The organism is Bacillus cereus group sp. MYBK79-1, from assembly GCF_051915365.1.
Classification (GTDB): domain Bacteria; phylum Bacillota; class Bacilli; order Bacillales; family Bacillaceae_G; genus Bacillus_A.
This window is the reverse complement of sequence record NZ_JBQAEO010000003.1, coordinates 152,405-172,978: the sequence shown is the minus strand read 5'-3', so window position 1 is coordinate 172,978 and position 20,574 is coordinate 152,405. Positions and strand designations below refer to the sequence as shown.

Sequence of the window (20,574 nt, the reverse complement as noted above, 5' to 3'; positions counted from 1 at the left end):
TAAACAGTACAATTCAACTACAATGAACACGCTTTCATATATACCTTTTATTACTAAGCAAGAGGAGGAATTATTATGGCTCAAGCAAAATCTAACCGAGTCGCCGGCAATATTTTCAAAGGTTCAGTCGGTAATTTAATTGAATGGTATGACTGGTACGTTTACTCTGCTTTCGCTGTTTACTTCTCAGCAGAGTTCTTTCCTAAAGGCGATCCAACGAGTCAGTTACTGAACACAGCGGCTATTTTCGCAGTTGGTTTTTTAATGCGCCCTATCGGAAGTTTATTAATGGGCCGATATGCAGATCGGCACGGACGCCGGGCAGCATTAACACTTTCGATTACAGTTATGGCCGGTGGTTCTTTAATTATCGCCTGTACACCTAGTTACGAAAGCATCGGGATCATGGCACCAATTATTTTAGTTCTTGCTCGTTTACTACAAGGATTATCACTTGGCGGAGAGTATGGAACTTCTGCAACTTATTTATCTGAAATGGCTAGTAGTGGTCGCCGTGGCTTTTATTCAAGCTTCCAATATGTAACGCTCGTTGCTGGGCAGATGGTTGCGTTAGGCGTTCAAATTGTTCTTCAGCAATTACTAAGCGAACCAGATATGAAATCTTGGGGATGGCGCATTCCATTCATTATTGGAGCGATGGGCGCAGTAGCTGTATTATGGCTTCGCCGCACGATGGATGAATCGGAACAATTTTCAAACATAAAATCACAAAAACGCGAAAATGCAGGAACCGTTCGCGCGCTTATGAAACACCCGAAAGCAGTATTAACAGTAGTCGGCCTAACATTAGGAGGCACTGTCGCATTCTATACGTACACAACATATTTACAAAAGTTCATGGTAAACACAGTCGGTCTTCCGAAAGAAGTTGTAAGCTGGATTAACTTTGCCGCACTACTTATTTTCGTCGTACTTCAACCAATTGCGGGGCTACTATCCGATAAAATTGGACGCCGCCCACTATTAATGGCATTCGGTATTCTCGGAACGTTACTAACAGCACCAATCTTCTTCTTTATGGAAAAAACGACAGAACCAATGGTAGCATTTTTACTTATGATGGTCGGTCTCATTATCGTTACTGGCTACACTTCCATTAACGCAATTGTAAAAGCCGAACTCTTCCCAACTGAAATTCGCGCACTAGGCGTAGGTTTACCATATGCCCTAACAGTTGCGATATTCGGCGGAACAGCTGAGTTCATCGCATTATGGCTAAAGAGTATCGGAATGGAGTCCCTATTCTACTTCTACGTAGCTGGTTGTATCGCTATCAGCTTTATCACATATTGGCGCATGGATGAGTCATCGAAGACTTCGCAGATTGAGGCGGAGCTTGGTGGTGGGGATACATTAGTTAATAATAAGTCTAGTTAAAAGTATATATTCTATGATCTTCGTTTATCTGAAAAAACATAATTCATTAATATGCAGTTTAAAAACCTCTACATATAAGTAGAGGTTTTTAAACTTTATAGCAGAAAAGAATAGTATCCTTGTACTAGAAGTATATTTATAGCTTGGGATGATGTTTTCCTACTTTCTATCTTTAATAAATATAAAATAAAAACTATTTTAACATTCCAAAGAAAAATTCCCTATACAAATCTTTAATTGATACAATAATCTATAAATAAAATTAACATTTTATTTATATTAAAACATCGAAAAGAGGTGGCACTTTGAACAAATGGGCTATATTATCTTTATCCTGTGTACCTTATGCTCTTTTAACTATAATAAATGAGCATACGTTAGAAATAGGCGGATCAGCAAATATCTTTTGGAAAGTTGGTTTATTTGCACCACTTATAGGCGTTTTATTTTCAGCTGGAGCCAGTAAAACTTACCAACGTGTTATGCTTGCAATATTTAATTTAGGTTACTATTTTGGACTTTACATCTATATGATATATACTTTTTAAAATACTCTTATATTCGTTTTATGAACATATATTTTTGGGAGAAAATCATGAAAAATAAAACATACTATGTATCAATAATTTGCACAAGTCTTGTTTTTTTATTTTTATTTACAAAAGCCTTAGGGTTTATCTTTTGGATAAATGGTGCACCAATAGACAAATGGGTAGCTTGGGTTGGTTTATTTGCTATTCCGATTTTCATCTACTACTCTTTTCCAGGACAAAATTTTAAAAAAGCACAAAAAACGGTAACCATAGTTATAATAATAGTTCAAATCATATGGCTAAAATCGGCCATTAATCAGTCCAAATATTATGTATATGTTAACAATAACATTCTCCCATCTCCATATATAATTCAGGAGACTCCAAATTCAGATACTCCTATTTCTCTTGGTCAAAGGCTTTTAACTAACTATACATTTTATAAATCAATTCATTCATATCTATATGTAAGAGAACATGTCACAGAAAGTGATCGAGGCATTGTTGATTGGATAAAGCATTTTGATAGCGAAATAAAAGAAGAAAAAGACGGGCGCATCTATATAGAAACTTATAAGGGGAAATTATTTTTCAAGTAGATAGTAAAAGGAAGAACTCAATTTGAAATCTCCCTTTTACTATCTACTCTCCAAATATAAGAATATCAATAGAATAGATACAATAATTTTTGGAGCTTACAGCATAAGATACAATTCCATTAAGAATCTATACGCTTTATTACCTTTTATTCTATTTTTGTACTAGAACCTTCTTTTTTGCTTTGTTCTTTGAGATATGCTTTTTCTTCTTTTGGAGTAGCTAATCTTTTTGCTTTTCCAGTACTTTCTCCTCCTGCTTGCTCCCACATATAATTATGTTCTTCAACCGCTTGAGAAAAATCACCTTTTTCCCAACGATTTAAAATCTCAACATATTTTTCTTTTTCCATTATTTTATCGCTTTGATCTAACAAGTGACGAAGCTTTTTAATATTCTCAGGAGACATTACGATAAAACCAACCTTTTTATCAGCTATTACTTTTTGATGCAACATTTTGTGCATAGAGTCGATTATAACACCCTCAGAGTTGACCAAATCGTCAATTTCCTCACCTTTGGCATCAACTGTTCTCTCTTGTATTTGCTTATTGTCACTTCCAGGATTGAAAAACATTCCTACCATATATCCTATAAATATACCAAATACCACGATACTAACTACAATCATCGAAAACTTTTTCCATCTATCCATTTGTTGATCCCCTCCTTTTTTCAAAAACATTAAAATAATTTCACATCTTTTTTCTCTTCTACCGATAAACAACTTGTGTTTTAAACATTTAAACATCTTACTATACGATACCTTCATTTATTATTAGTGATTACATTTATATTAATCTCCTCATTCTCTTGCAAGAAGTTTCCCATACACATTAATCATACTAGATAATCAATTATTCCGCTTGATTGTGCAGCACTCAATTTTACAATAAAAGAGGGAGAGCCTCGTTTATTTTTATCGGTAAATCTTGAAGATATCTATACGATTTTTAGAGCTACTCCCACTGTATCCTATACTCTTAAACCCTCTTTTGCCCAGGAATCCCACACCGAATAGATATATATCAACGATTATCCAATTATATCGAACACAACTCCGAATATATCGACGATTCGACACAATATATCGACTTACCGACAAATTTTGCAAAAACCAGCACCAAAACCACCAACCAATCCCACGTCCCCTACAAACAAAAAAAGCACCAGGTCCCCCCGGTGCTTTCCCCTCTAAAACAAATGACAAGCCACTTGATGCCCTTTCGTAATCTCAACCATCTTCGGTACTTCTTGGACGCATTTTTCAGTGGCGAATTTGCAGCGCGTTCTGAATTTGCAGCCTGATGGTGAGTTGAGTGGGCTTGGTACTTCTCCTTGCAAGATGATCCGTTCTTTGCCTATGTTTGTTGGATCTGGTTCTGGCATGGATGAAAGTAGTGCTTGTGTGTATGGATGTGCCGGTTTTGTGTATAGGTCTTCGCTGTCGGCAATTTCTACTATGTTTCCTAAGTACATGACTCCGATTCGGTCTGATATGTGTCTTACCATGGATAGGTCATGTGCGATGAATAAGTATGTGACTCCTGTTTCTTCTTGGATGTCTTGCAGCATGTTTACGACTTGTGCTTGGACTGAGACATCGAGTGCTGAGATTGGTTCGTCACATAAGATAAAGTCTGGTTTTACAGATAGTGCGCGCGCGATGCTGATGCGCTGTCTTTGGCCTCCGCTAAATTCGTGCGGGTAGCGATATAAGTGTTCTTCTTTTAATCCTACCTTTTTCAGAAGGTCTAAAATGATTTCTTTTTGTTCTTCTTTTTCGTAGGAACCGTGAATGTTCATCGGTTCGCTAATAATTTGGAATACGTTCATTGCCGGGTTTAATGATGCGTATGGATCTTGGAAAATGATTTGCATTCTTTTTCTAAATTCTTTTAGTTCACTTTCCTTTAAACTTGCGATGTCTTTTCCGTCGAATAAAACGTTACCTGAAGTGACATCGTGTAAACGAATGATACTTCTTCCTGTCGTTGATTTTCCGCAGCCCGATTCGCCTACTAGTCCGAATGTTTCACCTTTTTTAATTGTGAAGCTTAAGTCATCGACTGCTTTTAATTGCTCTGTTTTTCTGCCGAATAGCCCCTTTTTAATAGGAAAATACTTTTTTAAGTTCCGAACTTCAATTAAGTTTTCTTCATGCATGTGATTCACCTACCGCCCTATCATTTAACCAGCACATAGAGCGTCTGTCGTTTCCAATTTCAAAATATGGCGGACGTTCTTTTTCACAAATATCCATCGTATGCGGGCAACGCTCAGCGAATGGGCAACCTTGTGGCGGGTTTAATAAGTTTGGCGTTACACCTTGAATTGGCGCGAGTCTTTCTTTTACGCCGTTCGATATTTTCGGCAGAGAGTTTAATAGCCCTTTCGTATATGGATGATTCGGCGATTGGAAAATATCGAGTACAGGCCCTTCTTCCATAATAAGTCCGCCATACATAACGATAACGCGTGTACAGTTTTGTGCGACTATTCCTAAGTCATGCGTAATAAGAAGTAACGCCATGTTCGTTTCATTTTTTAAGTTTCTCATTAAATCTAGTATTTGTGCTTGTATCGTTACATCAAGCGCTGTCGTCGGTTCGTCCGCAATGAGAAGGTCTGGGTTACAAGACATCGCCATTGCGATCATAACTCGCTGCTTCATCCCCCCGCTTAGTTCATGCGGATATTGTTTCACCCTTTCTTCTGGTGAAGAAAGACCGACTTGTTTTAACAAGTTGACCGCGATCTGCTCTGCTTCTTTCTTTTTCACTTTTTGATGCCGTATAATTACTTCCGTCATTTGCTTTCCAATTTTCACGACTGGATTTAGCGCAGACATTGGATCTTGGGATATAAGTGAAATTTGATTTCCTCTAATAGAACGTAATTCTTTCTCGGATTTAGAAAGGATATTTTCATTATGAAAAAGAATTTCCCCTTCTTTCACTTTCCCTGGTGATGTAACGAGAGACATAACAGACTTCGCCATCACACTCTTTCCGCTTCCAGACTCCCCAACGATACCAACTACTTCTCCTTTATTTAAACGAAATGTAACGCCGCGAACCGCTTCTACTTCTCCACTTTCTATGAAAAAAGAAGTCTTTAAATTATTCACTTCTAATAGTTTTTCAGACACGTTGCTCACTCCTTTCACTTAACACTTTAGTTTTCATTTCCAGCTCCTTTTGGCGCGAAAGCTTTCTTCAATACTTCACCAATTACGTTAAAACTAAGTACCGTTAAAAGGATAAGGAATCCTGGGAAGAGTGTTAAATACCAAGCTTCACCTATGTATCCTTGCGCATTGTTTAGCATACTGCCCCAAGAAGAATCTGGTTCTCTAATACCTAAACCTAAAAAGCTAAGTGATGATTCCATTAAAATCGATGTCGCAATTGTTAATGTTGCGGCGATAATAATGGTTGATAAAATGTTAGGAATGATATGTCTTACAATAATTGTGAGTGATTTTTGTCCTGATACTTTTGCATATAAAACGTACTCGCGCTCTTTTACAGATAGCGTTTCTGCCCTTACAATACGAGCGGTGTCCATCCATGTTAGTAATCCAATAATAAGAACTAACGTCGTAATTCCTGGTTTTAAATAAGCATTTAATAACAGCATTAAGAAAAATGATGGAATTGACATAAGGACTTCAACAATTCGCATTAAGAAGTTGTCTAACTTTCCGCCATAATATCCGCTAATTGTTCCGACTGCGGTTCCGATTGTAATAGATACAACCATTGCAAGAAAACCGACCGCAAGCGAAACGCGTCCGCCATATAATGCCCTCGTTAAGTAATCCCTTCCGTAATCATCCGTTCCGAAAGGATGACTCATACTCGGTTCTTGTAAACGATCTGGAATCGACATTTTACTAGGATCGTACGGTGATATAAATGCGAATATCGATGCAATTGTTAAAACCGCAAGTATAATAACTCCCATTAGTACAAACTTATTTTTCGTAAAACTACTTTTTATCGTTTGAAATCTCCTATTATTCATTCCAAATCACCCCCTCATTCGAATGCGCGGATCTACTACGCCATATAAAATATCAGCAATTAAGTTACCAAGAATTAACATGAAGGATGATAGTAATGTAATTGCCATAATAATTGGATAATCAAATCTAAAAATAGCATTTACCCCAAGTGAACCAAGACCCGGCCATGAGAATACTGTTTCCGTAATGAACGCTCCGCCTACTAAACTTGGAATAGATAATCCGAAAATTGTAATGATCGGTATTAATACATTTCGAAGTACGTGATTAAATAAAACTGTTTTCTTCGAAGCGCCGTACGCATATTGAATTTGCACGTAATCTTCTTCTAATTGCTGGATTGTACTTGAGCGAATATATCTCATATAAACAGAGACGTTTTGGAACGCTAGCACCATACAAGGTAAAATGCCGTGCTTAACAATATCCAAGAAAGAATCTTGACCGACTGTACGCATACCCATACTTGGAAGAAGATTCAACTTTAAAGAGAATAAGTAGATTAATAGTAAAGCGAACCAAAAGACTGGCATTGAGATTCCCACATAAGAGATAAAGTTTACAATGCGATCAAAAATAGAATTCTTTTTCACACCTGTAAGTAGTCCTAGTGGTATTGCGATTACAAATGAGACGAGTAAAGATGATCCCATTAAGCCAATTGTCGCAGGTAACCGTTCTACAATAAGGTCTAAAACAGGACGATGATTTTGAAGTGAGTAACCAAAGTTCCCTGTTAAAATATTTTTTAACCATAAAATATACTGCATATAAATTGGTTGATCTAGCCCTAAACTTGTACGAATACGCTCAACATCAATTGGACTCATATTCGGCGTGACAAAGTTTCGAACCGGATCGCCCGGTGCTAGTTTTATTAATAGAAAAGAAATAATAGAAATAACAAATAAAAGCGGAATTGCATTTAAAAGCCTCTTCCCAATTACTTTATACACAAACTTCCCCCCTCAAGATAAAGTGAAACTTTAATCAGTGGGGGTTTTGTCCATCACCCACTGATTATTAGTTGAACCAATCGGGCTTTTACGGGCAGTTGATCTTCCATCCCACCACCTATTCAGCCGAATTTTAAGGTGGGAGTCTTACTGCCCGTTAAAGCGGGATAAAGTGAAACTTTCATTAGCCCACATCAATCAGGCTTTAACTTGATAAAGAAGCTGATTTCCACCAGCTTCTTTACAGTTTCTTATTTCACTTCATAAATCTTAGATAAATCTTCAAACATTGTAACTGGAATTGCTTTTGCTTCTTTCAATCCATCAAACTTTTTATCTACTGCAATAACTGCTTTCGGATATGCGATTGGTAGATAAGGTAAGTCTTCTCTAGCTGTCTCTTGAATTTTATGGTATAGTTCTGCTCGTTTTGTTTTATCTGTTTCAACTGCAGCTTCTTCCCATAACTTATCGAAATCAGCGTTTTTATAACGTGCATAATTGTATTCAGCATTACTTAAGAATAAGCTCTTATATGAATCTGGCTCAGGTCCCATTATGTAACCACCGAATGTAATATCATATTCTTTATTCGCTTTATCTAAGCTTTTTTCACTTGCTGCACTAGCATCTAATGCATTCAGTTCAACTTCTAAGCCAACTTCTTGTAATTTTTGTTGTGTATAAAGCGCTAAGCTTTCCATAATTTTATTATTCGTTACATACATAACACGTACTTTTTCTTTATCTTTCACGCCAGCTTTCGCTAATAAATCTTTCGCTTCTTTCTTATCATACTTATAATCTTTAATGTCTTTTGCATAATACATAGCGTCTGGTGTTAAGATTGAATTTGCTGGTTCTGCAAATTGACTAGAAACGAATGCTGAGTTAATCATTTCTTTCTTATCTAACGCATGCGCGATTGCTTGGCGCACTTCTTTTTTCTTCATAAGATCTGTGTTTTGGTTATAAGATAAGTAGAATAATCTACCTTCAGGGAATGTCACCATTGAGAAGTTCCCAGTGCTATCTAATTTCTTAAAGTCTTGCGGCTCAATCATCTTCATGTTGATTTGACCATTTTGTAGTGAAACATTTGCTGTATTACGGTCTTTTACAACGCGATATACGATAGAGTCTAATTTAGCCTTACCACCTACATAATCATCGAATCGATCTAATGCAACGTACTCATCTGATTTATACTCTTTAAACTTAAATGGACCTGATCCTACAGGCTGTAAGTTTTTCTTACTCTTCGCTAAATCCGCTTCCCCTTCAAATACATGTTTCGGAATTGGGAAGAAATCATTCATCACACCTTCAAAAGATGCACTTACTTGTGGTAATACGAATTGAGTCGTTAGCTCATCCACTTTTTTCACCTCAAGCGGCTTTCCTTTAAAAATAAAGTTTTCACGGCTTGAACTATTTTGCTTCTCATCTAAAATAGACTGGAATGTAAATGCAATATCGTCTGATGTAATTTTCTTACCATCATGCCATTTCAAATTATCCTTTAGTTTTAAAGTCCATGTTAATTGATCCTCTGACGGCGCAAAACTCTCAGCAAGAACAAACTTTTTCTTACCGTCTTCCATATGATACAGCGGTGCATATAAAGCTTGCTGCACGGTTAATGACACACGATCATTTGCATAAAGTGGGTTCATCGTATCTGGATTATCACTAACACCAATCGTTAACGCCCCTCCATCTTTCGGAGTCCCCGACGTACTAGTTCCTGTTTGCTTTGAAGAATCTTTCTCCCCAGAACAAGCCGCTAATGCAATAAGTAATAGTAGGACAAATGGTAATGCAAACAACTTCTTTTTCATATTTCGACCCCTCTCGACTATTTACACCTATAAGAAAACTCGGAATTAATACCGAGTTTTCTTATAGGTTTTAAATTACCACTACCCGTATGTATTGTCAAACTTTTTCGCAAAGGTAGAAAGTTTGTAATCTATTAATGCATTCTTGCGATAAAGTGCAACAAATAAGGTTCTTGACACTTACATTAACAATTTACAGCAATTAGGCGAGAATCCAACCGAAGTCGAAGTCATGCAATTTGTTAAAGAGGTCGTTATTAAATTAAATGAACTAAATATCGAACATGACCATTTTATCGAAACAATGGAAAGAGAAGATCTCTATGAATTTATCGATGCAGCTGCACGAATAGCTGGCTTAGAATCCGAAGAAGATATAACAGAAGAATGGCGGGAATGGTAAAAAAGCTGCACCTCTAATTGTTAGAGGTGCAGTTTTTTCCATACGCTAATTGAATTAATGATTTGATATCTGCATAGGATTCACATGTTCCAACATATCATTAAGCTCATCCTACCAATGAATACCACACTCCCCCAAAATATATCAACGATTATCCAATTATATCGATCACAACTCCGAATATATCGACGATTCGACACAACATATCGACTTACCGACAAACTTCGCAAAAACTAACACCAAAACTACTAACCAATCCCACAGCCACACCAAACGCCCACCCAAAAAAAGACCACCAAAAGGCAGTCCCTCAAAACTCAATCCTATTCCCAACTCCCTGCTCCACTGCTCTCTCATACAAATACTTCGCAACAATGATATCCACTACCGCCAAACCAACCGATTTAAAAACAGTAATCTCTTCATCATTTTCACGCCCAGCTCTTTCACCGCTTATAATTTGTCCAAGCTCGGCGTAAATGTCGCTAGCTTTAAATAGACCTTCTTGTATCGGAACTTGAAGATCTCCTGTTTCTTCTAATGCAGCTTCTTTTGATTCGACTACTACTTTTGTTGCACTCGTGATAGCGTGAGATGGTAGTTCTTGCATATTCGGTCTAAATGAGCCGACGGCGTTTACGTGGACGCCTTTTTGTAGTTTTTCTGAGAAAACTGGTGTGGATGCGTTCGTAGTTGTGACGATGATGTCTGCTTCGCTTATGGCTTCATTTGCATTTGTGTGAACATATGCAGGTTTATTGAATCTCTCTTGTATAAATTGCGAGAATGCATACGCTTTTTCCTCTGTTCGATTGTATAAAATGACTTTTTCAATATCTCTAACCGCAAATACTGCTTCGGCAATTCCCTTCGCTTGTTCGCCTGTCCCGATAATGCATAACGTTTTTGCATTATGACGAGCTAGATGTTTTGTCGCTACTCCGGATAAGGCGCCTGTTCGAATCATCGTTAAGTACGATCCTTCTAAAAGTGCGAGCGGTTCTCCCGTTTGAAAATCTGATAGCATTACAATCCCGTTTATCGTTTTCTTTCCTATCTTTTTGTTCTCGGGGACTACTGTTACTACCTTTAAGCCAAGTGCCTCAAGTCCTTCCGCTACTGAAGGCATAATCAATGCCGTATTTTGTTCGCTTGCAAATGGTAATGAGCCGCGTATTGGTGTAATCGTTCTTTCTGCGGAAAATTCTTTTAAAGCAAGCGCCGCGTATTCAATGACTTCATTCATATTTACTAAGTTTCGTTGTTCGTTCGCGCTTATGACTAGCATATCTTTCCACCTCCTCTTCTTATCCTAACAAAAATCCCCCATTCAAATCATCTCTCGGGTCTACAACGAACTGATGAAATCCTGTAATAAATGCATGCCCCGTTACTTTCGGAACGACAGCTTCATATGTATCTACAGCTGTTACGGACAATACTTCCCCCTCGAATTTCCCGTCAGTAATGCATTCGTGGACGAAAATCTCTCCCTTTTGCAGGGCATCCCTTTCAAAAAGAGTTGCGATTCTTGCAGAAGTTCCTGTGCCACAAGGAGAACGATCTACTTGCCCGTCAGCAAAAATCGTTACATTTCGTAAGCTAGCGTCTTTTCCTTTCGGTTCATCTGAGAAAATAACGCCGTATATTCCTTTTAACCCTTCTTCAAGCGGGTGCTTTACTTCCATTTGGCTCTCAATGTAGTGCTTAATTTTACCGCCCCACATTTGAATAGCAGATAAGTCTTTGAAATCGACTTTCAAGCCAAATTCTTTACTATCTACTACCGCGTAGAATGCTCCGCCAAACGCGATATCTACTTGAAACTCATAGTTATCTATTTTAATAGGAACGTCTTTTTTGTATACAAATGAAGGGACATTTTCAAATGATACGGACTCTACTTCGCTCCCGTTATATGTTGCGTACGCAATGACTTCCCCAGCAGGGCTATCAATAATGAATTTTTGTTTCTCACCTGTCACTTCAAACATACCAGTTTCAATTCCGACTGTAATAACAGCAATAATGCCATGACCACACATCGTACTCCAGCCTTCATTGTGCATAAATAATACGCCAAAATCAGCGTGAGCACTCGCAGGCGGAGTAATGATACAACCGTACATACCGTGATGCCCTCTCGGTTCATACATAAGAACTTCGCGAAGATGATCCAAATGTTCCATACAGTACGCACGTCTTTCTAGCTGCGTTTCCCCTTTTATTTCTGGCACGCCGCCTGTAATAATTCGCAGCGGCTCCCCAGCTACGTGAGCATCAATTGTCGTGTACACTTTACTAACCTTCATTTCTATCTCTCCCCTATAAGTTGATACTATTTTCATTGCAAATATCATGCCAACGCATAGGGTATAAATTTGTATACATTGTGTAAAAAAGCATACACTACTGTCTATTTTTTTATACAATGTCCGGAAACTATTTTATGGAACACCTTGATACAACTAGGCTTATTATTTTCATTGGAAAGTTACTTCCACCCCCAACATATACTGTTCAAAAGCAAAAAGGAAGTGATCCAATGTACTACGGAACAAAAGGCTGGTACGTAGCCGAGCTAAAAAAATTAGGTGTGCGCTATCACGAAGGGAGAAAACTAGAAAGTTACCGCGGACACGTCTTACGCAATTTATTAATCGCACAACAAGAAAAATTAAAAGAACAGTAATATACTAATGTAACGATATCTACGATTCTCGAAATATATCAACGATTCAGCACAATATATCAACGATTTTTTAAATATATCGACGATTCGACATGGAATATCGACTTACCGACAAATTTCGCTAATTCATCTATCTAAACTACCAACCAATCACACATCAATACAAACCAAAAAAGGTCACCCAAACGGGTGACCTTCCTTTCTTATTCACAAACGAGAATTTGTCTAGTAAATGATCCTTTTCTTGTAACACAGCGATCTGTAATTTCGAATCCTGCTTCATGGATCATGTCGTCCATTGTTTCCATCGTGACAACGACTACCTTTTTAGCGATGCGGCGTGCACTTGAAAGAATGGAGAGTTGGTCTTCTGGTGTTGCGTGCGTAAATAGGTCGTACGGCATATCGATAATGGCAACGTCGTAGTTCTCAGTAATTTCCTCGATTGGACCTTTTGTTACTGTTCCTTCAAACCCGAAATGTGCGATGTTTTTTCTCGTTCCAAGCACTACAAGTGGATTTATATCTCTACCAACGATGTTAATTCCCATAGAGAGTGCTTCTACTACTACTGTTCCAATACCACAGCACGGGTCAATTGCTCGTACTCCCTCTGGATTTGGTACAGCGATATTGGCAACTGATCTCGCAACACGTGTACTAAGAGATGTCGAATAACTATGTGGTTTTTTTATGTGATGATACCAAACTGGCTCGCTTTCTACATAATGCCCGAAGTACCAACGTCCTCCAAGAGGAACAATCCCGAATACACGCTCTGGATTACGAACATCCGCTTCTCCTTCAATATGCATACCGAGGTCGCGTTCAATGAGACGTCTTTCCCCATATTCAATTTTATTTTCTTTCCCAAGGTCATTGATTTTCACGAAGATAACTTTAAATGACGCCCCCGCCAAATCAATTTGTTCCACTTGTTTTAGAATACTTTCTAAGTCGTCTCCTTCATACATAACCTCAACGCGCTCTTTTATAAACGCACTTCTACTCGGTTCAATTTTGACATCACTTTTCAAAATATTAACGTGAGACTCCGTTCCAAAGAACGAGCGCATTTCCAAGTAACATAAAGCACGCTCCTCCTCGCGAAATGCATACGTATATATACATGCAGGTGTTTTACTATGATTATTCAATCTATGATCATCCTCTATATCGTTATAATTACAATTGCTACAATACTTTTTCATAAAATTAAATGATATCACATGCCGGAAATAAAGAGAAACGTTAATAAATAAAAGAGACTGCCATTTGGCAATCTCTTTTGATGTATTAACGGAAAGAAGATACGTTATTACCCATTGCTTCGTAGTAATCTAAAATACCTTGATAAATCGCTTCTGCTGCAGCTTGTCTCTGTTTTGGTGTAGCGATTTTATCTGCATCACTTTTATTATCTACAAATGCTAATTCTGCTAATACAGCCGGCATTGTATTTTCTCTAATTACATATAGATCACCTTTTTTCACACCACGATCTGTTGTTCCAAGTGCTTTCACAAGACGGTCTTGAATTTTTTGTGCTAATAAACGACTTTCATCTACATATGGATTCGTTGATCTTGTCGGTGCTGCTGCATAATAGAATGTTTCTGTACCGTGTCCATCTTTCTTTTTAGAACCATTACCATGGATACTTACAAAAATATCTCCATTATGTTCCTGCGCAAACTCTACACGTTTTTTTAATGAATCAGGACCACTTGTTCCTGGGCGTGTATTATCTGTACGAGTGAACATCACAGTAAATGGTGTCTTTTTCTCAAATATTTTCTGTAATCGTAATGATACATCTAATACAGTTTCACTTTCTTTCTCATAATAACCAGGATTACCCGAGTCCATTCCACCGTGACCTGGATCAATAATAATCGCTTTACCTTCTAAGAAGTTACCTTGCTTCCCTGGGTTTAATTGATTTTTATCAACCCACTGGAATCCAGCGCCTACGCGAATACGAATCCAGCTACCACTCTCTTCCATAATCGTTACTGTTTGTGCATTATATGTTCCTAGCACTTTAGAACTATGTGAAGCTGTTTCATATGCAGTAAAGTTTTGGTTAATCTTTTCTATTTTTTCTTGTAAAGGTGTCCACTTCTCACCTTTACTTGTTACAATTTTCAACCAGCCGTCTGCTCTTTGCTCTTTCACTTCAACCATTTGTGGCTTATGCTGAACGTCAGTAATACCAGAAGATAATGATGGTTGATGATATGTAATAAAGTTTCTGTTCATATACATTCTTTTTGATGTATTTGTTTTATCTTTATCAGCCTTTGCAATGAACTGAGCTGTTTCTGCACGAGTTACAGTTCCTTCAGGATTCCAGCCATTTCCCGTACCATTAGAAATCTCTAAAGCTACTAAAATATTAGCTTGGTTCTTACCCCAATGAGGTTCTAAATCTTTAAACTGTGTTGGAAGTTCTCCAATAATCTTCTTATCTAATGAGTACGCTTGTACCAACATAGATGCCATAGATGCACGGTTCATTTTGCCGAATGGATTGAAATTACCAGTACCATCTCCATTAATTGCACCTGCTTTTTCCACTGCCGCAATGTACGGTGCTGCCCAATGGCTTTGTGCATCTTTAAAAGATGGTTTTGCTTTTGGATCAATTGGTAAACCAAGAACGACTGCTAAGATTTTTGCAGCTGATCCTCTATCTACTGCTTCAGATGGAGAAAACGTTCCATCTGGCTTTCCATCAAGCGCTTTTTTACCTACTAAATAATCAACTGATTCTTGCGCCCATGTAGGAACATCCGAAAACTTCTTCGCTGCTGCGAAACTACTTACTGGAGACGATAATAAACTTGCGGCTAAAATACCTGCCGCGACTGCACGATACTTCATAAAAAATAATACTCCTCTCGACAATCATTTTTTAATAACGCGTAATCTTAATATATAAATCATAATAAATACGAACAAAAAAAAAAAATTAGTGCGCCTCTATTATTTTATAATACTCGAATTATGTAGTAAACCTACTTTCTTAATATTGTAAAATAAAATACAATTAATTTACTTTTTGTTGAATATAGTCGTTTAAGCTAGTTTTAAATCGACACCCATATGTCGATTTCTCTGCAAAAAAATAGGCTACCTCTAGCAGCCTATTTCTTTTCTTATTCCGCAATCATCTCTGATAATACATATGAATAAACAAGTGCTTCTGTATGTGCAATTGAACTTTCATGTGTACGCTCAAATGCATGAGAAGAATCAATACCTGCTCCAATTAATGCATGTTTCACATCAAATCCAGCGTGAATCGCAGCTGATGCATCCGATCCATAGTACGGATAAATATCTACTTTATATTCAATATTGTTCGTCTTCGCAAGCTCTACTAAATGTTTACGCAGCGCATAATGATACGGACCGCTAGAGTCTTTTGCACAAATAGATACTGTATATTCGTCAGATGCTTGTCCATCACCTAACGCCCCCATATCAACCGCTAAATATTCAACCGTTTCTTCTGGAATATTAGAATTACCACCGTATCCAATCTCTTCATTATTAGAAATTAAGAAATGCGTTGTATATGGTAATGTTACGTTTTCGTCTTGTAATCTCTTAATTAATTTCAATAGAATCGCAACACTTACTTTGTCATCTAAATGACGTGATTTTATGTATCCACTCTCTGTAATTTGAACGCGCGGGTCAAATGAAACGAAGTCTCCTACTTCAATTCCTAATTCGCGTACTTCATCAGCTGAAAATACGCGTTCATCAATACGAACCTCAATATTTTTCTCATCGCGTTTCGCTTCACCTGCATCTTTATATACATGCACAGATGTTTGATGCATTAAAATCGTTCCTGTATACGTCTTGCCACTTGATGTTTCAATTTCGCAATATTCTCCTTCTACAGAGTTCCAGCGAAATCCACCAATCATTGAAAGACTTAGACGACCGTCAGGCTTAATTTCTTTCACCATCGCACCTAACGTGTCAACGTGTGCCGTTAATAAACGGTGCTGTGCATCATTTTTCCCTTTTACCGTTAAAATGAGCGCGCCTTTATTGTTACGCTTCGTTTCTACATTCCACTCACTTACATAGTTTTCAATAAAACGAATGATTTTCTCTGTATTTCCAGATGGACTCGGAATAGAGACAAGCTCTTTAATAAGTTCCATCGTTTCTTTCGCATGATGTGCCATTGTCGTTTCCTCCTCATTTTTCCTATTATTTAGTATACCGAATTTACTATAAATCCTCTACTCATATAGTTTAATTTTCTAAATTATATTAAAATTCACTTTAACAAAAAAACATAGCGTTATTCATGAACACTATGCTTTCTATCAAACTATTCTTCTGAAACATCTAATAAATAAATGCCTCTTTCAAACCCACCGCGCTCTATTTCTTTTTGCTTACGAAGACGTTCTACATCTTCAATGGTTGCACCTTCTGCACGCGCTAATGAGATAATAACTTCCAGTGCATCCGCAAGAGAATCAAGCGCATGTTCACGCTCTTTCATAGAAGCAAATTCACGAATTTCTTCCGTTCCAATTTTCGCTAAAGCTTGTATGTATGCGTGTCCTGTTAACTTTTGTGCTGTATATGTTTTTCCAGACATCAAAATCTTCTCTGGAACACGATCTCTTACTAACTTGTTATATGCTGACATCATTTATCCCCCTATGTTTAATAACATCCGAGCTCTGCTGTATAGAAAAACCATTTCTTCGTCACACATGCACTAATCATATCAATTCCTGATCCTTTTGCTCTTACGTGCGGAAAGAAATAGTGCTCTGATCCTTCTTCTTCCTTGCCATATAAAGTTTGGTACTCAGTTGGAATTGCTTCTTTTTTCACATCTGTTTCTTTCGTCACCCCGCCAGAAAACGCAACGCTTGGATGTCCTTCAAAAAACAAAGCAGTTCGCACCGCCATAGATGGTGTACTATGCAAGGCATAATATGCTATGACAATCATGCCGATAACACCGATAATTTTCTTCATATATTACTCCTTAAAAAAAGTGCTAACACAATTATACTAAAATGTGTTAGCACTTTCTCCCCTTTACCTTAAATTAACCAGCAGTAAAACGACCATTCATTAAAATTTCACTTTATTCCCCTTTAAATGCTGGTAAACGTTTTTCTAAAAATGCAGCAATGCCTTCTTTATGATCCGCTGTTTGTCTCATCGCATATTGGCCACGCTTTTCAAGTTGAAGCGTTTGTTCTAAATTAGAACGATTTACTTCACATAAAATTTGCTTCGTTTGAACCATTGCTTTGATCGGTTTTCGTGACCATTCACTAATTTTTTGCTTCACAGCCGTTTGGAAATCCTCACCGATCACTTCATCAATTAAACCAATATCAAGCGCTTCTGTTGCTGATAATTTCTTTCCTTCCCAAATAATTTGCTTCGTCATATTTTCACCGACGCGCTTTTGCAGGAAGAAATGGCCGCCACCATCTGGAATTAAAGCGATTCCAATAAAGTTCATCGCAATAATGGATGAAATATCCGCCATCACATAGTCAGCTGTTAATGCAATACTTAATCCAAGACCAGCAGTTGGTCCATGAATCGCACTAATCACAAGCTTTGGCATCGTATATAAAGTCACAACGACTTCAGAAATAGTATTCATAATACCATCAAACTTACTTTCATCATTACTTGAGAGCATCGATTTAATATCTCCGCCCGCAGAAAAACCACGGCCGTTCCCGCATAACACAACAATATGCGCAGAACTCTCCGCTACTTCTTTCAGTTTTTGTAATAACTCTTTTAATGTTGGCTCATCTAATGCATTTAACACCTCTGGGCGATTGACCATTACCGTTGCAACGTGCCCTTCATATTTCACAATGACAGATTCTGTTTTACTTGTTACTTCCATTATATATACCCCTCTTTTCTACATAAAGATTATACTTATATAATTATAGAAAGCATGTACAAAACCCTTCTTTTTTCTTAATTTTCTGTCTAATAATCTTGTATTGTGTATATAACCTTGTATAAAACATACAATTCCGTTAAAAAATATAGCAATTAAAGTCGGTTTATCGCCTCTTCTCATCTATTTACCATTACAATGAAATGGTGTATCCTTAAGTCTGATATAAAAAGAAATTCATTCCCCTTCCTATTAATAGAGGGGTGCTGAAATAAAGGAATGAAGAAATGGAGGAACATATGGTTACTAAGTTAAAACAGACGGCTAATTCCTTCCCGCATTTCCTACTGCTATTCATCGTGTTTCAACCAATCTTAGATTTATTAACGTCTTTTTCAATCTATGTATTACACATGAGCGCAACAGTCGGAATCGTAGTCCGTTTCGCCTTTATGCTTCTTGCATTAGGTTATCTACTTCTTCACCATAAACAACAAGGCGCGAAAAAGTATATTCTTTATTTATGTCTCTTTGGCATCGTACTCGCAATCGGCCTTTTGAATAATTTAATGGTTAAATCTCCAGTTTCATTTGGAGAAGAAGTGAAATTTATTTTGAAAAGTGTATATCCAATTGTACTACTGTTTGGATATATTATCGCACTAAAGGAATTAAAAAATAACGAATATGTATTTCATAAAATGATTACCTATTTCTTATATGCAACATTAATTTTGAGTATTTCACTCATTGCAGCGATGGTAACGGGTACAGACTTCCAAAGCTACCCGCACTCAAAGATCGGTTCAAGAGGCTGGTTCTTTGCGGGGAATGATTTAAGTGCTATTTTTGCAATTATGTTCCCAATCGTCGTCTTATACTCAATTCATAAAACAACGTCTTTCTCGAAATTCTATTACTGGATTCCAACTGTACTCGCGATGTATGCAAGCCTTATGGTCGGAACGAAAGTAGGATATGGTGCAATTATTGTTACACTCGGCGTTGCACTACTATTCTCATTCATTCAATATATGATGCATCGTAAAAAGGAAGGAAAAGGATTCACATATCTTGTAAACACAGTTGTTGCTGCTATCGTATTAGGTGGTTTACTCGTTCTTACACCGCAAACTCCTATCGCAAAAAACATGAGCATCCACTTACAAATATATGAATATAAAAAATCAGTACAAGAAGAAAAAGACCGAAAAGAAGGTAAAGAAGTTCAAGAAGAAGAACATAAGCAAGGCGAACTAACAGACTCTGAAATGAAGAGTTTAATTTATAGTGATCGTGACAAGTTTTTAAAAGTATATAAACAATACTATAAAGAAGCACCACTATCTCAAAAACTATTTGGAATGGGCTACGCTGGTAACTATACAACGAAAATGAAGTTAGTCGAAATGGATTTCCACGACCTATTCTTTGCATTCGGAATTGTAGGCTTCCTTATGTACTTACTGCCGCTTCTTTATTTCGGTATAAAAATATTCATTCGCTTGATCACAAACTTCCAGAAACTATTTAGCGTAAAACATATGCTACTAGCTAGCACACTCGTCTTATCGCTTGGTATCGCCTTTATGTCTGGACACGTGTTAACAGCACCAGCCGTTAGTATTTTCTTCGTTGTAATACTTGCTTACTTAATTGTTGATTTAGAAATAGAATAGAAAGAAGCAGCATCTACTTGGATGCTGCTTCTTTTCTATTCCAACCCTTTACCGCCTCTAGCATTCAAAGTGCTAATTCTTTCTGCTCCAGTAATCATTGGTTTTGCTCGCTTAATTAAATTTTGTGTAGACTCTAACATTAAAGATGCTTTATGTGCTTCTTCATTACTCCATACTTCAAAAACATATACAGCATTCGGCTCGTCATCAGCAGTACTTACAATATACACCTCACAACTATGAAGTGCGTTCATTGATTCCGCAGCCTCTAGCAAAATATTCGTTAATTCTTCCTGGTTACTTTCTTCCACAATAAACTTACCGTACAATCCGAATTTACTCATTCTTCTCCTCCCTAATTATGTCACTTCTCTTATCTCACAATTAATAATTCCCATAAATCACTCAAATACCTTCTTTTTCATTTAAAAAACACTAAATGGCACACTTTCTTATGTATGAAATTAGAAACTATTTATATAGAAGAATTATTTTAATCGAATTATTAACATGCTAAAA

Annotated in this window: 20 protein-coding genes and 1 pseudogene; 6 read left to right on the top strand and 15 right to left on the bottom strand. The window is 37.2% G+C overall.

What is annotated here, in order from left to right:
- The first annotated feature begins 75 nt into the window (after positions 1 to 75).
- The 3 genes from ACTFOB_RS07680 (at position 76) to ACTFOB_RS07670 (ending at position 2,530) form a co-directional block, all read left to right on the top strand.
- On the top strand, positions 76 to 1,398 hold the full coding sequence (locus tag ACTFOB_RS07680) for an MFS transporter (RefSeq protein WP_440026457.1): 1,323 nt from the start codon (positions 76 to 78) through the stop codon (positions 1,396 to 1,398).
- 305 nt (positions 1,399 to 1,703) lie between these two features.
- Entirely contained in the window at positions 1,704 to 1,946 is a 243-nt protein-coding gene (locus tag ACTFOB_RS07675; protein WP_097858031.1) for a hypothetical protein, read from the top strand.
- Between the two features lie 47 nt (positions 1,947 to 1,993).
- A complete protein-coding gene (locus ACTFOB_RS07670; protein ID WP_440026455.1) occupies positions 1,994 to 2,530 on the top strand; it encodes a hypothetical protein in 537 nt (178 codons plus the stop codon).
- Positions 2,531 to 2,676: 146 nt separating this feature from the next.
- On the opposite strand, the gene ACTFOB_RS07665 is transcribed toward ACTFOB_RS07670, so the two are convergent.
- The 6 genes from ACTFOB_RS07665 to ACTFOB_RS07640 form a co-directional block, all read right to left on the bottom strand.
- The gene (locus ACTFOB_RS07665; RefSeq protein ID WP_227557670.1) at positions 2,677 to 3,183 is read right to left on the bottom strand and encodes a PRK06770 family protein; all 507 of its coding nucleotides are present in this window, start codon (positions 3,181 to 3,183) and stop codon (positions 2,677 to 2,679) included.
- Positions 3,184 to 3,722: 539 nt separating this feature from the next.
- Positions 3,723 to 4,694, bottom strand: coding sequence for an ABC transporter ATP-binding protein (locus ACTFOB_RS07660; RefSeq protein ID WP_440026453.1), 972 nt, complete (start codon positions 4,692 to 4,694; stop codon positions 3,723 to 3,725).
- Positions 4,687 to 5,679 (bottom strand): ABC transporter ATP-binding protein, encoded by a 993-nt coding sequence (locus ACTFOB_RS07655; protein WP_440026451.1) that lies wholly within the window; start codon positions 5,677 to 5,679, stop codon positions 4,687 to 4,689. Before ACTFOB_RS07655 ends, ACTFOB_RS07660 begins: the two co-directional genes overlap by 8 nt.
- Before the next feature lie 26 nt (positions 5,680 to 5,705).
- A complete protein-coding gene (locus tag ACTFOB_RS07650) occupies positions 5,706 to 6,557 on the bottom strand; it encodes an ABC transporter permease (protein WP_440026449.1) in 852 nt (283 codons plus the stop codon).
- A gap of 6 nt (positions 6,558 to 6,563) precedes the next feature.
- Complete coding sequence (locus ACTFOB_RS07645) at positions 6,564 to 7,514, bottom strand: ABC transporter permease (protein WP_440026447.1); 951 nt, start codon at positions 7,512 to 7,514, stop codon at positions 6,564 to 6,566.
- A gap of 251 nt (positions 7,515 to 7,765) precedes the next feature.
- Complete coding sequence (locus ACTFOB_RS07640) at positions 7,766 to 9,355, bottom strand: ABC transporter substrate-binding protein (protein ID WP_440026445.1); 1,590 nt, start codon at positions 9,353 to 9,355, stop codon at positions 7,766 to 7,768.
- A gap of 154 nt (positions 9,356 to 9,509) precedes the next feature.
- Here ACTFOB_RS07640 and ACTFOB_RS07635 point away from each other — a divergent pair.
- Positions 9,510 to 9,758 (top strand): annotated as a pseudogene (locus ACTFOB_RS07635) (hypothetical protein); the annotation flags it as partial.
- A 310-nt stretch (positions 9,759 to 10,068) separates the two neighbouring features.
- Here the strand turns inward: ACTFOB_RS07635 and ACTFOB_RS07630 are convergent.
- Together ACTFOB_RS07630 and ACTFOB_RS07625 are read right to left on the bottom strand one after the other, a co-directional pair.
- Positions 10,069 to 11,046 (bottom strand): ornithine cyclodeaminase family protein, encoded by a 978-nt coding sequence (locus tag ACTFOB_RS07630; protein WP_440026443.1) that lies wholly within the window; start codon positions 11,044 to 11,046, stop codon positions 10,069 to 10,071.
- 19 nt (positions 11,047 to 11,065) lie between these two features.
- Positions 11,066 to 12,118 carry a proline racemase family protein gene (locus ACTFOB_RS07625; RefSeq protein ID WP_440026442.1) on the bottom strand — a complete coding sequence of 351 codons (1,053 nt, stop codon included), beginning with the start codon at positions 12,116 to 12,118 and terminating at the stop codon, positions 11,066 to 11,068.
- A gap of 89 nt (positions 12,119 to 12,207) precedes the next feature.
- Between ACTFOB_RS07625 and ACTFOB_RS07620 the strand changes: the two genes are divergently transcribed.
- Complete coding sequence (locus ACTFOB_RS07620; RefSeq protein ID WP_151631505.1) at positions 12,208 to 12,450, top strand: YflJ family protein; 243 nt, start codon at positions 12,208 to 12,210, stop codon at positions 12,448 to 12,450.
- A 203-nt stretch (positions 12,451 to 12,653) separates the two neighbouring features.
- Here the strand turns inward: ACTFOB_RS07620 and ACTFOB_RS07615 are convergent, their stop codons facing one another.
- The 6 genes from ACTFOB_RS07615 to ACTFOB_RS07590 form a co-directional block, all read right to left on the bottom strand.
- The gene (locus tag ACTFOB_RS07615; protein WP_440026440.1) at positions 12,654 to 13,607 is read right to left on the bottom strand and encodes a TRM11 family SAM-dependent methyltransferase; all 954 of its coding nucleotides are present in this window, start codon (positions 13,605 to 13,607) and stop codon (positions 12,654 to 12,656) included.
- 139 nt (positions 13,608 to 13,746) lie between these two features.
- Positions 13,747 to 15,336: an N-acetylmuramoyl-L-alanine amidase gene (locus tag ACTFOB_RS07610; protein ID WP_440026438.1), complete on the bottom strand. Its 1,590-nt coding sequence runs from the start codon at positions 15,334 to 15,336 to the stop codon at positions 13,747 to 13,749.
- Positions 15,337 to 15,611: 275 nt separating this feature from the next.
- Positions 15,612 to 16,661, bottom strand: a complete 1,050-nt coding sequence (locus ACTFOB_RS07605) for a M42 family metallopeptidase (protein ID WP_098903350.1) — start codon at positions 16,659 to 16,661, stop codon at positions 15,612 to 15,614.
- Between the two features lie 149 nt (positions 16,662 to 16,810).
- Positions 16,811 to 17,137, bottom strand: coding sequence for a nucleoside triphosphate pyrophosphohydrolase (locus ACTFOB_RS07600; protein WP_001277346.1), 327 nt, complete (start codon positions 17,135 to 17,137; stop codon positions 16,811 to 16,813).
- A 17-nt stretch (positions 17,138 to 17,154) separates the two neighbouring features.
- A complete protein-coding gene (locus ACTFOB_RS07595; RefSeq protein ID WP_151631510.1) occupies positions 17,155 to 17,475 on the bottom strand; it encodes a hypothetical protein in 321 nt (106 codons plus the stop codon).
- A gap of 112 nt (positions 17,476 to 17,587) precedes the next feature.
- Positions 17,588 to 18,376, bottom strand: a complete 789-nt coding sequence (locus tag ACTFOB_RS07590) for an enoyl-CoA hydratase (RefSeq protein ID WP_048526430.1) — start codon at positions 18,374 to 18,376, stop codon at positions 17,588 to 17,590.
- A gap of 299 nt (positions 18,377 to 18,675) precedes the next feature.
- Between ACTFOB_RS07590 and ACTFOB_RS07585 the strand changes: the two genes are divergently transcribed.
- Complete coding sequence (locus ACTFOB_RS07585) at positions 18,676 to 20,055, top strand: O-antigen ligase family protein (protein ID WP_440026434.1); 1,380 nt, start codon at positions 18,676 to 18,678, stop codon at positions 20,053 to 20,055.
- A 35-nt stretch (positions 20,056 to 20,090) separates the two neighbouring features.
- Here ACTFOB_RS07585 and ACTFOB_RS07580 read toward each other — a convergent pair whose 3' ends face one another.
- Positions 20,091 to 20,399 (bottom strand): putative quinol monooxygenase, encoded by a 309-nt coding sequence (locus ACTFOB_RS07580; RefSeq protein WP_440026432.1) that lies wholly within the window; start codon positions 20,397 to 20,399, stop codon positions 20,091 to 20,093.
- Positions 20,400 to 20,574 lie beyond the last annotated feature (175 nt).